Source organism: Knoellia sp. S7-12 (assembly GCF_040518285.1).
GTDB lineage: Bacteria > Actinomycetota > Actinomycetes > Actinomycetales > Dermatophilaceae > Knoellia.
Genome location: NZ_CP155449.1, coordinates 2,013,859 through 2,029,092 on the forward strand (window position 1 = coordinate 2,013,859; position 15,234 = coordinate 2,029,092).

The following is a 15,234-nucleotide window of genomic DNA, read 5'->3' on the forward strand; positions in this document are numbered from 1 at the left end:
GGCGCCGCAACGCTGGCTTCCTGAGTTGGTGTCCGTCGTGCAGGCTCTGCTCGTGCTCGGGCCGGCGCTCGGCCCCGGCGTGGTCGTCGCCTACGACATGCCGTGGTCACCGGATGCGCGGTGGACGCCGTTCGTCCTGGGGCAGGACACCCCGGCGCCGCGCGTCGTACCCAGCGATGCCGTCATGGTGCTCCTCGGCAAGGTTTTGGGGGCAGGTCTGGCCCAGTCCATCGTCCTTGTGGCGATCCTCGTCGGGTTGGCGCTGGGTGCTGTCGCCCTGTCGGACGAGCTCGCTCCCGGCATGGGCGTGGCTGGTCGATGTGCCTGTGCCGTGGCGGCAGTGTGGAATCCCTTTGTTTCCGAGCGGCTGGTCATCGGTCAGTGGGTTGTCGTCCTGGGTCTCGCGGTTCTTCCTTGGGCACTGCGTGCGACCCTTCGCGCTCTGGGCGGCAAAGGCAGTCTGTATGCCGTGGGGCTGGCTCTGCTCGTTGCTGGGGTGGGTGGGGTCAACACCGTCGTCATCGTGTCGCTGGCCGTGATCCCCGTCGTGCTGGGCGCGTTCCTCACCCAACGCTCCCGTCGAGCGACACAGGTCCTCGCGCTGGCGGTCGCAGTGACGATCGGTGCGTCGGCGGTCTGGGCCCTTCCTTCCCTGCTCGCCGGTGCGCGGGTGTCCGGCGAGAGTGCGGAAGCCTTTGCGCCCACCTCTGACACCCCGTTGGGTGTGTGGGGCTCCCTGCTCAGCGGTGGTGGCTTCTGGAACGGAGCGTCGCACCCCGACGCTCGTGGTGTTCCCCTCATTGCTGTCCTCGCCGCGCTGCTGTCGGTGGCTGCGGTGGCCTGCCTGGCTGTCGAGCTCAGACGGCACAGGCAGTGGTTGCTCACCGTCCCGATCCTCGTGGGGGCCACCCTGGTCGTGCTGAGCGCGCTGCCCTTGACCCGCGCGTTGTGGACCGTACTTGTCACAGACGTCCCGGGAGGAGGAGCGTTGCGTGACAGCCAGAAGCTCCTTGCGATCTGGGTGCTGGGGATTGCGCTGGGCACGGGCCTGCTCCTTGACCGTGTCCTGGCGACGGTTCCTCGCTCCTTGGCTGGCCCCGTGACCGTGGGCACGATCGGACTCATCCTCCTTCTCTCGCCGCAGATGTTCTGGGGCATTGGCGGCCGCCTCGACGCGGTGAGAGTGCCCGAGGGGTACCGCGCGGCCGCTGGTCACCTGTCCGCGCTGCCCCCAGGGGAGGTGGGGCTGCTCCCATGGAACCAATACCGTCGATACGCGTGGAACGACAGCCGTGTCTCCCTAACTCTCGGTCCTCGCGTCATCGACCAACTGGTCCTCTTCGATGACTCCCTGCCCCTGCGCGAGCAGTCCGTGGCTGGGGAGAGCCCGCGGTCGGCGCGGGTCTCGGCACGGATTGCTGGGGGAACCACCCCCGTCGCTGCACTCGGGGCCGAGGGTGTGCGCTACCTCGCTGCCGAGCTGGACACCGGACTTGATCTCGACGTCGAGGCCGTGCGGGGCGCCGGACGGGTAGTCGTGGACGACCCCACCTTGCTCGTGGTCGACATGGGTTCTCGAGACGTCCATCCGATTCCAGCAGGGTGGGCTGGCTGGGTCGGCTGGCTCCTCTCGGCCCTGACCGGAGTTGCGCTCATCACATGGGGTGTTGTTGGCAGTGTCGGCCGTAGGTTACCCACGGGTCTGCTAACCTTCCGGCCATGATGACTTCCGCTGCTGCCATCGGCTCGACGATCACGGGCGTTGTGCTGGCCATTGTCGCCGTTGTCGGTGGCGTCTCCGCCGTGACCCCGTCGGCGAACTCCGCCGCGAAGAGCGAGCAGGTCGTCAACTACGACGCCCCGTGACCGCGGGCGTTCCCCAGATCTGAGTCGAGACCGGCACCCAGTTGGGTGCCGGTTTCGCTGTGGATCCCCGTTCGCGGTCGAGCCTCGACCCTTACGAGTTGGGGTCTTCTGTGGGGCTGACGCGACCAGCGGCCCTGAGCAGAGCCTGCTCCCACCGCTCCACGGACTCATCCCAGTGGAACTGCGCCACCCAGGTCGCGACTTCGGAGCTCATCCGGGCTCGCTGCTCATCGTTGAGCAGCAGCGATCGAACGGCCGCAGTGAACTCCTGCGACCCGTGATCGACGAGCAAACCTGTCTGGTCGTGGACGATCGAGTTCGTGGGACCTCCGGCCTCGGTGAACGCGACGGTGGGAGTTCCGTGCACGCCGGCCTCGACCACGACGAGCCCCCATCCTTCCTTGAGGCTGGGCATCGCATGCACCCACGCCTGGGCCAGGAGATGGTGCTTCTCGGCCTCTGAGACGTGACCGTGGAAGGTGACGTGCTTCTCGATACCCAACTCGGCCACCTTTGCGTGGAGGTGGGGCTCCCACCAGCCAGATCCCACGACGTCAAGGGTGAGGTTGGGGATCTCGTCGATGAGTCGGGCTACCGCCTCGAGGGCGAACTCGACACGCTTCTGTGGGACCAGTCGGCCGAGAACGATGAGCGAGGGGTTGAGCGAGCGCGGCGTGCCGTCGAGCGGGATGGCGTCAGTGCCGTTGTGGATCACCTCGACCCGGTCCGGGTCGATGCCGAGGCCACCGAGCTCGGTCCGGGTGGCGTCACTCACGGCGACATAGCTGGTGCCGCCGTAGACCCGTGGAGCAATGCGGGACTCGAGCACCCACCCGGCCTTGGCGAGCCGCGGGCCGAAGAAGACGGGCCACTGCTCCTTGTGGACGTGGTGGACGAGGTTGATCACGGGGCGTCGACGCGTGAGCGGGCTGAGGTAGGGAACACCGTTCTGCACGTCGACGACGACGTCAGCCTTGTAGCGGCGGGTGAGGTTTGCGGCCAGCGCCCTGGGATAGATGCCGAAGCGACCGCCCTTGCGGACATAGCGCACGCCGTTCACGACCTCGTCCGGCAGTCCTCCGGGATAGGCGCTGGTGCGGAAGATCACCTCGTGGCCGCGGGCCGAAAGGCCCTCCGCCACAGTGACGAGGTACTTCTCGGCACCGCCCGCTTCTGGGTGGTGCATGTCGCGCCAGTTGAACATGAGGATGCGGAGTGCCATGGAAATCCCCTTGACTGGTAGGCGTTGACGGCGGTGTCGACAGGCGGTGCGCGGGGCCGATTCATCATGACTAGCATTCAGGGATGCGCCGCACGCCGACCCGAAGATACCGGACAGTAACGAGGTCGGCCGACCTGTTCCGTTCGTTCTTGGTCGAGCAGACCGAACCGGAGCGTTTCTACACCGACCTTGCCAACGACACGATCGAGCTCATCACGCGACACGAGCCCCTCGATGGTCGACTGGTGCTCGACGTCGGTGCCGGCTCGGAGCAGTTCGGACGTGAATTTGTGACGCGCGGAGCCCGTTATGTCGCGATCGACCTGGAGCGTGATGCCCTGAACCCGGGCCCGTCGAACGGCGCCGTCGTCGGGCGCGGCGAACAGATCCCCATCGCAGACGGAAGCGTCGACATCGTCATGGCCAACAACGTCATGGAGCACGTATCGACCCCAGGCGTCCTAGGCGACGAGATGGTGCGAGTGGTGCGACCCGGTGGTCTCGTCTTTATTTCCTACACTGCGTGGTCATCGCCGTGGGGTGGCCACGAGACCTCGCCGTGGCACTGGTTCGGCGGCGACTACGCCGCTCAACGCTACGAGCGCAAGCACGGCCGACCGCCCAAGAACATCTTCGGTGAGTCAATGCACGCGACGACCGTCGCCGGAGGCCTTCGTTGGGCGCGCAACCACCCCGAGGCATGGCTCATCGAAGCGGCGCCGCGCTACCACCCCGACTGGGCGGATGGCGTCCTCAGCCTCCCGGGCATCCGTGAGGTGCTCACGTGGAACCTGATGATGGTTCTGCGCCGAACGTGAGGCGGGCGCCGCCCGTCAGCGGTCTCGTCTGGGCGGGACTCCTCGTTGTGTGGACCGTGGCCTGGTCGGTCACCCCGGGGCGAGTTGCGGAGGACACCAAGAACGACCTCTACGTCGACCCGTGGGGCTTCCTCGGGCGAGCGCTGCACCTGTGGGATCCGCAGGTCACCTGGGGTGGTCTGCAGAACCAGGCCTTCGGCTACCTCTTCCCGATGGGGCCGTTCTTCGGCCTCGGGTCAGAGGTGTTTCCCATGTGGGTCGTCCAGCGACTCTGGTGGATGACGCTGCTCACCGCTGGGTTCGTGGGAGTGCTGGGACTGCTCCGTGCCCTTGACGTGGGAACCCCCAGCGTCCGCGTCATCGCCTCGCTCGCCTACACGCTCGCACCCCGGGTGGTCAGCACCATCGGAGGTCTGTCGTCGGAGGCCCAGACCCAGCTGCTGGCCCCGGCGATCCTCTGGCCCCTCGTCCTCATCGACCAAGGTCGCCTCGGGGTGCGCAAGGGAGTGGCTCTCAGCGGTCTCGCCATCCTCTGCTGCGGTGGCGTCAACGCGACGGCGACGGCCTTCGCGATCCTGCCGTCCGCGATCTGGCTGCTGACCCGGCGGGCCTGGTGGCGGCGGTCGACAACTTGGGTCTGGGGCGTGGCGGTCGCCGCGGCGACGAGCTGGTGGCTCGTGCCGCTCCTCATCATGGGGCGGCACTCACCGCCGTTCCTCGACTGGATCGAGAATGCGCGGGCGGTCTCAACACAGGTCACCCTGCTCGATGTCCTGCGCGGGACCACCCACTGGCTCGGCCACCTCGTCACGCCGGGTGGGGTGTGGTGGCCGGCCGGGCACGAGCTCGTGTCCTCCAGGTCCAGCATCATCCTGACGACGGTCGTCATGGCCGTCGGACTCGCCGGACTCAGCCTTGGTCCCAGACGACACCGCTCCTTTCTCCTGACCGTTCTCGTCTGTGGCGTCGTCGCGTTGAGCCTTCCGCACGACGGTCCGTTCGCCTCACCGGTGGTCGGGGCGGCACAGACGGCTCTCGACGGCCCCCTCGTCGCGCTGCGCAACATCCACAAGGCTGACCTGCTTGTCCGGCTCCCGCTCGCGGTGGGTCTGGCACATGTCCTTGGGCTCGTCGTCGCTTGGCGCCCGCGTCGCGCGTGGCTGAGGGCCGGTGCTCTCACCGCCGCCGTGGGTGTGGTGATCGGCGCCGCAGCACCAGCCTTCGGCGGTGCCATCGCCACGCGGGGGACCTTCACCGAGATGGCACCCCAATGGCGCGACCTCGGTGCGTGGCTCGACACCCAGAAGGACAGCCGGGCGCTCATCGTGCCGGCCGCGAACTTCGGGGAGTACTCCTGGGGGCGGACGATCGACGAGCCCCTGCGTGCCCTCACATCATCACCGTATGCCGTGCGTGATGCGGTTCCGCTCACCCCGGCGGGCACGATCCGCCTCCTCGACGAGGTCGAACGACGGATGCAGACCGGCGGCTCCCTGGGTGGGGCCACGACCATGTTGCGCGCGGCCGGCATACGGCACCTGGTGCTGCGCAACGACCTCGTCCCGTCGGAGAGCGGGCAGCCTCCCGTGGCACTGGCCCGGTCCGCACTCCTCAACACCCCCGACGTCACGTTCAACCGTGGATTCGGCCAGACGCGGCTCGACGCTGTGGGGACGCGGGTCCACCCCGTGGAGGTTTTCACCCTCACCGGTTCGGTGGCACCGGACCTCGCGCTCTGGGACGTTGCGGACGTGGTCGGTGCCACGGGCGCGTCGGAGGATCTTGCCCGCTTGGCCGACGCCGGTCTCGCAGGACGACCGGTGATCTTCGATGGCGACCGCACCGACGGCCTCGTCCCGGCGTCCGAGGTCATCACCGACGGGTTCCGTGCGCGCACACGATGGTTCGGGGCCCCCCGGGGCCAGGACGTTACGAGTGGTCTGGACGCGCAGGCGGCCCGCGGGGCACCCGACTACCTGCCCTGGCCCGAGGTCGAGCGCCGCTCGGTCGTGGACGTCACCGGGATCCGCGACGTCAGGGCGAGTTCGTCGATCGCCGAAGACTTCGGCTTTGCCGGGCTCCAGCCCGCCCACCGCCCCTTCGCGGCCCTCGACGGGAACCCCCGTACGGCGTGGGCAGCCCTGTGGGATGACGCTCCCGAGCTCACGATCGAGCTGGAGCGGCCGACGGACCTGAGGCAGGTGACGATCAGCGCGTGGGCCGACCGGGTGCGCTTCGGTGACGGGCTCGGTGTTGCGACGGACGTGACGGTGACCACCGACTCGGGATCAATTGACGCACAGCTGTCGACCACGGGTGACCCCACCACGGTTGCGCTTCCCGCAGGTTCGACCTCGACCGTGAGGATGCGGATTCGCGACACAACGGGTGGCGACACGAGCGGTGTCGTCACCGGCTTCTCCGAGGTCGTCATGCTCGGAGTCGCCCCCACCGAGGTCGTCATCACGCCGTCCACCTCCACGACGAACGCAGACTCGGCCGTTCTGGGCGCTGGACTGGCAGGCAAGGACGGCTGCGTGGTCCTGACCAGGCAGTCCACCTGTTTCAGCGGCGAACTTGTCGACCCCGAGTCGACCGGGCCCATGGTGCGCGACGTCGAAGGTCTGGGCCGCGGCGAGCGAGTCCTGCGCGGAGCCCTGGCCGTGGATCCACTGCGCCCGCCGGCGGAGCTGATGAAGGTGCCGGGGGTCGAGGTGACGGCGAGCAGCTTGAGGGGATACGCGCCAGCCGCACTCCCTGTCGCAGCCGTCGACAGTGACGATCGCACCGCCTGGAGTCCGTCCCCCAGTGACGAGACCCCGTCGCTGACGGTGACGCTTGACGAGCCGACGACGTTCACGTCCATACGCATGCACGCGCGGCGAGAGTGGGCGCAGAAGGAGTCGCCGGCCGTGGTCGTGGACGTCGACGGAACCGAGGTGACCAGGCGCCTGCAGCCCGGAGGTCTCGTGACGATCCCGCCGACCGTGGGACGCAAGCTCACGTTGACCTTCATCAGCGTGCCGGGCAGGAACCGGCCAGGGATCGGGTCCCTCGAGCTCGAGGAGCTCGAGATCTTTGGGCGCGACTTCGCTCCTCCGCCACAGGAACTTCGCGGCGCATGCGGGTCGGGGCCGGATCTCGTGGTCGATGGTCGCCAGGTCCCGACCTCGGCCGATGGCCCCCGCTCTGCCGTGTTCGGAGTGGGTGAGTTCACCTGGAAGGCTTGTGGGTCGGTCGACGTGAGAGACGCGCCTCGGCACCGAGTCAGCCTCGAGCCGTGGCGTGGACTCGCCCCCCGAAGCGTGTTCATCACGCCGGCCGAGGAGCGCGCTGCGGTCGCTCCCCAGAACGTTGCCCTCGAACGCGCCAGCGCCTCCGTGGTGGAGGCCGAGGTCGACGCGGGCCAGCGTCGTCTCCTTGTCATGGCGGAGAACTCCAACACGGGATGGCAGGCCCGGCTGGGGGACACCCAACTCGAACCCCAGGTCGTCGATGGGTGGCGGCAAGGGTTCATCGTCCCGGAAGGCGCCTCTGGTCGGCTGACGATCGACTTCTCGCCGGACTCGCCCTACCGGTGGGGACTGCTCCTCGGCGGGCTGCTGGCCGGTGCGCTGCTGCTCGTGGCGGTCCTCCCGGACCGGCGTCGACGCGCGAGGGCATTCGAGTCATCCCCGAGGGCAACACGGCTGTGGTCCGATCTTGGGATTGTTGCCTGTTCCGGCCTTGTGGCGGGACCTGCGGGGTTGGCCATAGGTGTCGGAGCGGTCGGCCTGGTGCGTTTCCTCAGCCTTCGTCGGTGGGTGTGGCCCGCGACCGTCGTAGCGCTCGGACTGGTCGCATCCACGACCCAGGCCTGGATCTCACCGGGCACTGTCGGAAGCACCGCTGTCGAGGGGACGGTGCGACTCCTTGTCCTCGGGGCGATCGCGCTGGCGCTGGCGTCGTCGAGCGAGCAGGCGACCGGCGAGGCGTGAACTCGGCACCTCGATCCAGTGATGGCTGAGGGCGGCCAGCAGGAGGCTGATCGGGAGGCCAACGGCGAGCAGCGGCAGGAGACCACCGGCGAACTCTGAGGCACCGGTCACGGCATACAAGGCTTCGAACACTGGAAGGTGCCAGAGGAACAGGCCGTAGCTCGTCACGCCCAGCCAACGAACCACCGGTCGCGAGAGAACGGCGCGATAGGCAGAGGGGCCCCCGTGTGTGAGGGGGAGCAGTAGGCCGAGCGCGATGACGGCGGACAGGGCCGTGCGCACCACGAGCTGCGACGGAGTGGCTGGCTCAAGGGTGAGGGAGCCGGTGATCGGTGCGGTCGCCATGAGATAGGCGGCGCCGGCGACGGCGAGGCACATCACGGCGTCGGATCCCCATGAGGTCAGGCGCCGTGCGATGGCGTGCCCGGGGACGAGCAGCGCCTCGGCACAGATCATTCCCACGAGAAAATGCGGTGCTCGAGCATGCAGCCACCTCTCGTAGAGGACGTCTTCTCCGAAGGCGCCACCACCGCCGAGACCTGATGTGAGGGTCAGGGCGACGGCGAGGATCGCCAGGACGATGAGCGGTAGGGCGGGCCGCCGCCGTCGCAGCGGCCGCAGTGCCAGGACGACAAACGGCAAAGCCGCATAGAAGGCTATCTCGGTGGCGATACTCCAGGACTGTCCGAAGTCGGAGATCCACGCGTCCGACCAGTAGATCTGAAGGCCTGCCGCGTGGATGAGCGAGTCACGCGCCGACGGGTGGGACGCAACGACAACCACAGCCAGAGCGATCCAATAGGCGGGCAGGATGCGAGCTGCTCGCCGGAAGGCGTAGCCAACGACGTCGAGGCGCCCGTCTCGGTCGTCGGCCACGAGTCCCCGGTGCAGAAGAAAACCTGAGAGCGCGAAGAAGATGGCGACGCCGAAGTCCCCTCTGGCCATCATTCGTCCAGTGAGACCGCTGCCCACTCCGACTCCGGTGAGGTATGCCGCATGGGTCAGGACGACCATTCCGGCGGCCACCGCCCGCAGTCCGTCGAGAGCGGGGATGAGCGTCACGACACCCTGTGCTGGTGTGGTGGTCCGGCGCGAGCTCATGAACGCACAATAGGGGAGACGCGACTCACGCCCTCCGACTCTCGGACACTACGGCTACCGGCTGGTAAGGTCGCGCCAAACCCCTGCTCCTAGCCCACTGAGACAAAGGTGTCCCGCAGATGCGCAGAATTATCGGTCTGGTGTTGATGGGCCTTGCCGGCTTCCTCGTCACCACCGCCTTGCTGGCGTTGATCTACATCCCCGGCCAGGTGAAGAAGACCCCGCTCGACACGGATTCCAACACGCGTCTCACGGGACAGGCTGCAGCACTGCCCACCGGTGATGGGGCCCCGGTCAAGGCACTGAGCCACACCGTGGCCGATGGTGCCAAGTCGGATGGCGACGTCGTTGTCTTCGACACGTTCACCTGCCTCATCACCGACCCCGACGGTGACGCGCCAGACTGCGTCGACGACACCGACCCCGACAAGCGTCTTGTCTCGGCCACGACGGACCGGTTCGCGACCAACCGCAAGACGGGTGTTGCTGTCAACGACGAGAAGTACATCGGTGACGCCACGCCACATGAGGGGCTGATCAACAAGTTCCCGTTCGACGTCGAGAAGAAGACCTACCCATTCTGGGACGGCATCCTCGGGCGCGCCGTCGACGCCACCTTCGAGGGCGAAGAGAAGGTCAACGGGCTCGACACCTACAAGTTCGTCATCGATGTCGCGGACGAGCCGGCCGAGATCGCCAATGGCATTCAGGGCACCTACTCGTCGCTCAAGACAATGAACATCGACCCCGTCACCGGTGCGATCCAAAAGCAGACCGAGCAGCAGAAGCGCGTTCTCGAGAACGGCACGACGGTCCTGGACCTGGACTTCGGCTTCACCGACGAGACGGTGGCCGCCAATGTCGCGTCAGCCAAGGAAAGTGGCTCCTCGCTCGCGACCGTCGGCAAGCTCCCGCTCATCGCCGGGCTGCTCGGCCTCCTCTCGGGCCTGGCAGGCTTCTTCCTGTGGAACTCTGCGCGTCGCGCCCGAGACGAGGGTGAGCCGCGGGACGTCGGTGACGTCAATGGTGGCGGCAACAGCAATGCCGAGACCAGTTCTCTCGACGTCTTCGGCGAGGGCAACGACACGACTCGCAGTCGCTCCGACCTGCGTCGTTCCTGACATGCGTGCCGTCGTCACCGGCGGCGCCGGGTTCCTCGGCTCGCATCTGTGCGAGGCCCTCATCGGACGTGGGGATGAGGTCGTGTGCCTCGACAACTTCCTCACCGGTGCGCCCGCAAACGTCGCTCACCTGGTCGAGGAGCCCGGGTTCCAGCTGATCCGGTCTGACGTGACGGACTTCGTCCACGTCGGCGGCACGGTGGATCTCGTCCTCCACTTCGCGAGCCCGGCGTCGCCGATCGACTACCTCAAGCTGCCGATCGAGACGCTCAAGGTGGGTTCGATCGGAACCCTGCACGCCCTGGGTCTGGCTCGGGACAAGGGCGCTCGGATCATCCTCGCCTCGACCTCAGAGGTCTATGGCGACCCGAAAGTTCACCCTCAGCCCGAGACCTACTGGGGGCACGTCAACCCGGTCGGGCCCCGAGGGGTCTACGACGAGGCGAAGCGCTATGCAGAAGCGCTGACCTTGGCCTACCGCAACACCCATCAGGTCGACACGGGCATCGTGAGGATCTTCAACACCTTCGGTCCCAGGATGCGTCCCAACGACGGTCGGGCCATCCCCAACTTCATCCGTCAGTCACTGTCCGGCGAGCCGGTCACGGTGGCGGGGGACGGGTCGCAGACCCGGTCGATCTGCTACGTCGACGACCTCGTCGAGGCCATCCTGCGGATGGCCGACGGCGAGCACCAGGGCCCGATCAACATCGGGAACCCGCACGAGATCTCCATGCTTGACCTGGCCCGCAAAGTCATCAGCCTCACGGAGTCCAAGTCCGAGATCGTCCTGATCGACCGGCCCGTCGACGACCCCACGGTGCGTCAGCCGGACACCACGCTGGCGCGCGACGTGCTCAAGTGGGAACCCAAGGTCGACATGGACGAGGGCCTGGCCCGCACCATCGCGTGGTTCCGCGAGGTGCACCCCTGGTCACCCGCCTGACGGGCGGCGGCAGACGAAGATCGCCGTCCCGGGGATGACGGCGCCGCGGGTGGGGGACCAGCCACCCCACGTCGCCGTGTTGTCCTCCGGCCACTCCGGCTCGACGACGTCCTCCACCACGAGACCACCCGCGACGATCTCGCGGATCCGGTCGCCCATGGTCCGGTGGTGCTCGACATAGGTCGCTCGACCCGAACTGTCGGACTCGACATAGGGCGTCCGGTCGAAATAGCTGAGTCGCGCCGTGAGCCCGGCCTCGCCGGGGTCGTCCGCGAAGGCCCACCGGATCGGGTGGGTCGTCGAGAAGACGAACCGGCCACCGGGGCGCAGCACCCGCGCGACCTCCGTCATCACGGCTGCGCTGTCGGCGACGAACGGCACGACTCCGTATGCCGTGAAGACAGTGTCGAACGAGGCGTCACCGAACGGCAGGGCAAGGCCGTCACACTGCACGAGCGGGGGAGCCACCCCAGTCCGTTCGCTCACCTCCAGGCCGACGCGCAACATCCCTGCCGACAGGTCACTTGCGACCACCGATGCGCCCACATTGCGCTGCAGCCACCGCGCACACTGGCCGGCGCCGGCACCGATCTCGAGGATCCGCTGGCCGGCCTTGGCCTGAAGCAGGTCGAGCATCTCCTCGGTCCACCCCTCGGGACCCCAGACGAACTCGTCGTCGCCGAGGAAGGAGCCGTGCTCGGCGTAGTACTCCGCCGCCTCACCGTCCCACCAGGCCCGATTGGCGGAATGGGTCTCGCCCGTGTCAGCGGTGCGTCGACCGACGTCGTCGCTCACCGGCATACCCCACTTTGACCGCTCACAGACAACCTCGGTAAGGTGGGCGAGCATTCGTGTGTGATCTTGCATGCCCGCAAGGGCATGCAAGCACGTCGAACGGCATCAGTACCAACCCTCATCCATCTGTCCACATCGGAGTTCCTACTACATGACTGCCAGCACGGTCGAAACGACCGCCCCTCAGATCGCCATCAACGACATCGGCTCTGAGGAAGACCTTCTCGCCGCCATCGACGCGACGATCAAGCACTTCAACGATGGCGACATCGTCGAAGGCATCATCGTCAAGGTTGACCGCGACGAGGTTCTGCTCGACATCGGCTACAAGACCGAGGGTGTCATCCCCTCGCGTGAGTTGTCGATCAAGCACGACATTGACCCCAACGAGGTCGTCAAGGTCGGCGACGAGGTCGAAGCACTTGTTCTCCAGAAGGAGGACAAGGAAGGCCGCCTCATCCTGTCCAAGAAGCGCGCTCAGTACGAGCGTGCCTGGGGCACCATCGAGAAGGTCAAGGAAGAGGACGGCGTCGTCACTGGCACCGTCATCGAGGTCGTCAAGGGTGGACTCATCCTCGACATCGGCCTGCGCGGCTTCCTCCCCGCCTCCCTCGTCGAGATGCGTCGTGTCCGCGACCTCCAGCCGTACGTCGGCAAGGAGATCGAGGCCAAGATCATCGAGCTCGACAAGAACCGCAACAACGTGGTTCTGTCGCGTCGCGCATGGCTCGAGCAGACCCAGAGCGAGGTCCGCACGACCTTCCTCAAGGAGCTCCAGAAGGGCCAGGTCCGCACGGGCGTCGTGTCCTCCATCGTCAACTTCGGTGCGTTCGTGGACCTCGGCGGCGTCGACGGTCTCGTCCACGTCTCGGAGCTGTCCTGGAAGCACATCGACCACCCGTCCGAGGTCGTCGAGGTTGGCGACGAGGTCACCGTCGAGGTGCTCGACGTCGACATGGACCGTGAGCGTGTGTCCCTGTCGCTGAAGGCGACGCAGGAGGACCCGTGGCAGCACTTCGCTCGCACGCACGCCATCGGTCAGGTCGTGCCGGGCAAGGTCACCAAGCTCGTCCCGTTCGGCTCGTTCGTGCGTGTCGAGGACGGCATCGAAGGCCTCGTCCACATCTCCGAGCTGGCCGAGCGCCACGTGGAGCTGCCGGAGCAGGTCGTCACCGTCGGTGCTGACATCTTCGTCAAGGTCATCGACATCGACCTCGAGCGTCGTCGCATCTCGCTGTCGCTCAAGCAGGCCAACGAGGACGGCGCCGGACTCACTGAGTTCGACCCGACCCTCTATGGCATGGCAGCCGAGTACGACGATCAGGGTGCCTACAAGTACCCCGAGGGCTTCGACTCCGAGACCAACGAGTGGCTCGAGGGCTTCGAGAAGCAGCGCGAGGTCTGGGAGAAGCAGTACGCCGAGGCGCACACGCGCTGGGAGTCGCACCGCACCCAGGTCGAGGAGGCCGCCAAGGCTGACGCCGAGGCCGCCGCTGGTGGCGACACCGCCACGTCCTACAGCAGCGACTCGTCCTCCTCCGCTGCGTCCGACTCGGACGACGAAGAGGGCACGGACTCGCGTCCCGCCGCTCCGCCGGCCAACGAGGGCACCCTCGCCTCCGACGAGGCCCTCGCCGCACTGCGCGAGAAGCTCACCGGAAACTGAGCTGACCGGCATACCCTGCGTATGCCGTGACGCCAGATCGAAGGCCCGGTTCCCCTTGCGGGGAGCCGGGCCTTCGGCCTGTCGCGGGGTCTGGCAACGGTTTCCTCGGCGACACTCAACCTTTCGGGCGTCCCTCTCGTAGGGATGGGTGAGGGGCACCTGATGGCAGGGCCGACGGACAACAGGGGGGCGATGTGAAGACATCGGAGGGGGCGGATGTCGAGTTCACGGCCTTCGTCGAGGGGGCACAACCGAGGTTGTCCCGCGTGGCGGTGCTCCTCACGGGCAACCGGGCCACGGCTGAGGATCTTCTCCAGGAGGCGTTCATTCGGACGTATCTCAACTGGGGCAAAGTCCGGCCCGAGGGCGCGTACTCCTACACCCGCAAGATCCTGGTCAACCTCAACACTGACCGGTGGCGTCGTCGTCACCTCGAGGCCGTGGTGGGGGACCTCGGCGACCAGCACACCAGTCGGGCAGCGTCTCGGGCGTACGAAACCGTCGACCGTCGGGACTCGATCGTCCACGAACTGGCAGGGCTGTCGGATCGTGAGCGCTCGATCGTTGTCCTGCGCTACTACCTCGACCTCAGCGAACGCCAGGTCGCCGAAGAACTCGACATTTCAGTCGGAACAGTGAAGTCCACGTGTTCCCGGGCGCTCGCGCGTCTCGGGTCGCAGCGCGTGGAGGAAGGAAGGTTGTCATGAGCCCGATCAGTGAGGACGAGCTCCGCGCCAGGCTCGAGGACGTGCAGCTGTCACCGGCGCGTCACGGGTTCGCGGAGCGAGTCGTCCAGCAAGGACGCGGGCGGCGCCGTCGGCAGCGCTGGGTGATGGCGGTGGCCGCCGCCGCCGCAGTCGCGGTCATCGGAGGTGGAGCCCTGGCGATCGGGGACCAGATCGGGCGCGAGGAGGCCCTGCCGGCGAGCCCCACGCCCACACCGACCCAACCGGAGGTGACGCCGACGGTGACCGGCACGTCGTCGCCTTCGTCGACCGCGACGGCCTCGGGCACCCCCACGGTGAGCCCCACGGCCACGCCGATGGCATCGGCCTCCGCCACGTCAGTCCCCTCGTCCACACCCACGCGGCCCACCGCCCCCGAGCTCACACCCACTCCGCTCCCAGTGCTCACACCGACCAGCCCGCCAGCCATCGAACCGGCGTGGGAGACGCTCAACCCGGTCACGTTGCTCCACGCCAGGTCCTGGACCCCCACGAACGCCTTCGCCGGACCGTGTGGCAGGGAGATCTCCGGCATCGCCGGCCTGCGGCACGCCTACCTCGACGACCAGCGCCGCAACGACAGTGGCGAGGGCCAGGCCAACGGCGAGGCGTACGTGCTGTTCGTCGACGAGGATGGCGCAGCCGCCTTCATGGACGACCTGCGCAACCAGAGCCGCAGGTGCACGTCCACCACGGACGGCGCCATCGGTGGAGTCGTCGAAGGGCTGAGCGGACCGTGGAGTGACGGACTCGCCCTGAGCTACTTCTCGAGCCAGCCACCCGTGTCCGGTGGGTCGGTCGTCCTAGCGGTCCGGTCAGGGCGCGCCGTGACCCTGTCAAGCGCGTCCGGCTCGTTCACTCGTACCGACCGTGTCGACCCGGGACTCATCCGGGCTGCTCGACCCTCGGTGGAGCACGTGTACCCCCAGCTGTGCGGCTTCACCGACGAGGGCTGCTGACGCCGACGACGGGTGCCATGGAGCCATCTCGTGCGAGA

The 15,234-nt window shown here is 67.5% G+C and carries 12 protein-coding genes; 9 read left to right on the forward strand and 3 right to left on the reverse strand.

The window, feature by feature from the left end; translation table 11 throughout:
• The first annotated feature begins 28 nt into the window (after positions 1 to 28).
• A complete protein-coding gene (locus V6K52_RS09680) occupies positions 29 to 1,723 on the forward strand; it encodes a hypothetical protein (RefSeq protein WP_353953647.1) in 1,695 nt (564 codons plus the stop codon).
• Positions 1,720 to 1,866 carry a hypothetical protein gene (locus tag V6K52_RS09685; protein WP_353953648.1) on the forward strand — a complete coding sequence of 49 codons (147 nt, stop codon included), beginning with the start codon at positions 1,720 to 1,722 and terminating at the stop codon, positions 1,864 to 1,866. The genes V6K52_RS09680 and V6K52_RS09685 overlap by 4 nt, the downstream gene beginning before the upstream one ends.
• Before the next feature lie 91 nt (positions 1,867 to 1,957).
• Here V6K52_RS09685 and V6K52_RS09690 read toward each other — a convergent pair whose 3' ends face one another.
• Positions 1,958 to 3,088 carry a glycosyltransferase family 4 protein gene (locus V6K52_RS09690; RefSeq protein ID WP_353953649.1) on the reverse strand — a complete coding sequence of 377 codons (1,131 nt, stop codon included), beginning with the start codon at positions 3,086 to 3,088 and terminating at the stop codon, positions 1,958 to 1,960.
• 83 nt (positions 3,089 to 3,171) lie between these two features.
• Between V6K52_RS09690 and V6K52_RS09695 the strand changes: the two genes are divergently transcribed.
• Positions 3,172 to 3,906 carry a class I SAM-dependent methyltransferase gene (locus V6K52_RS09695; protein ID WP_353953650.1) on the forward strand — a complete coding sequence of 245 codons (735 nt, stop codon included), beginning with the start codon at positions 3,172 to 3,174 and terminating at the stop codon, positions 3,904 to 3,906.
• Positions 3,873 to 7,883, forward strand: a complete 4,011-nt coding sequence (locus V6K52_RS09700; protein WP_353953651.1) for an alpha-(1->3)-arabinofuranosyltransferase family protein — start codon at positions 3,873 to 3,875, stop codon at positions 7,881 to 7,883. The genes V6K52_RS09695 and V6K52_RS09700 overlap by 34 nt, the downstream gene beginning before the upstream one ends.
• On the opposite strand, the gene V6K52_RS09705 is transcribed toward V6K52_RS09700, so the two are convergent.
• Positions 7,770 to 8,984, reverse strand: coding sequence for an acyltransferase (locus V6K52_RS09705; protein ID WP_353953652.1), 1,215 nt, complete (start codon positions 8,982 to 8,984; stop codon positions 7,770 to 7,772). The two genes, V6K52_RS09700 and V6K52_RS09705, sit on opposite strands and share 114 nt — an antisense overlap.
• Positions 8,985 to 9,103: 119 nt before the next feature.
• Between V6K52_RS09705 and V6K52_RS09710 the strand changes: the two genes are divergently transcribed.
• The gene (locus V6K52_RS09710; RefSeq protein WP_353953653.1) at positions 9,104 to 10,105 is read left to right on the forward strand and encodes a DUF3068 domain-containing protein; all 1,002 of its coding nucleotides are present in this window, start codon (positions 9,104 to 9,106) and stop codon (positions 10,103 to 10,105) included.
• Between the two features lies 1 nt (position 10,106).
• Positions 10,107 to 11,051: a UDP-glucuronic acid decarboxylase family protein gene (locus V6K52_RS09715; protein ID WP_353953654.1), complete on the forward strand. Its 945-nt coding sequence runs from the start codon at positions 10,107 to 10,109 to the stop codon at positions 11,049 to 11,051.
• Here V6K52_RS09715 and V6K52_RS09720 read toward each other — a convergent pair.
• On the reverse strand, positions 11,040 to 11,852 hold the full coding sequence (locus tag V6K52_RS09720) for a methyltransferase domain-containing protein (RefSeq protein WP_353953759.1): 813 nt from the start codon (positions 11,850 to 11,852) through the stop codon (positions 11,040 to 11,042). The two genes, V6K52_RS09715 and V6K52_RS09720, sit on opposite strands and share 12 nt — an antisense overlap.
• A gap of 145 nt (positions 11,853 to 11,997) precedes the next feature.
• Here V6K52_RS09720 and rpsA point away from each other — a divergent pair, with 145 nt between their 5' ends.
• The 3 genes from rpsA to V6K52_RS09735 all read left to right on the forward strand — a co-directional run bounded on the left by rpsA (position 11,998) and on the right by V6K52_RS09735 (position 15,196).
• Positions 11,998 to 13,512: a 30S ribosomal protein S1 gene (gene rpsA, locus V6K52_RS09725; RefSeq protein ID WP_353953655.1), complete on the forward strand. Its 1,515-nt coding sequence runs from the start codon at positions 11,998 to 12,000 to the stop codon at positions 13,510 to 13,512.
• 194 nt (positions 13,513 to 13,706) lie between these two features.
• Positions 13,707 to 14,219 (forward strand): SigE family RNA polymerase sigma factor, encoded by a 513-nt coding sequence (locus V6K52_RS09730; RefSeq protein WP_353953656.1) that lies wholly within the window; start codon positions 13,707 to 13,709, stop codon positions 14,217 to 14,219.
• Positions 14,216 to 15,196: a hypothetical protein gene (locus V6K52_RS09735; protein WP_353953657.1), complete on the forward strand. Its 981-nt coding sequence runs from the start codon at positions 14,216 to 14,218 to the stop codon at positions 15,194 to 15,196. Before V6K52_RS09730 ends, V6K52_RS09735 begins: the two co-directional genes overlap by 4 nt.
• Positions 15,197 to 15,234 lie beyond the last annotated feature (38 nt).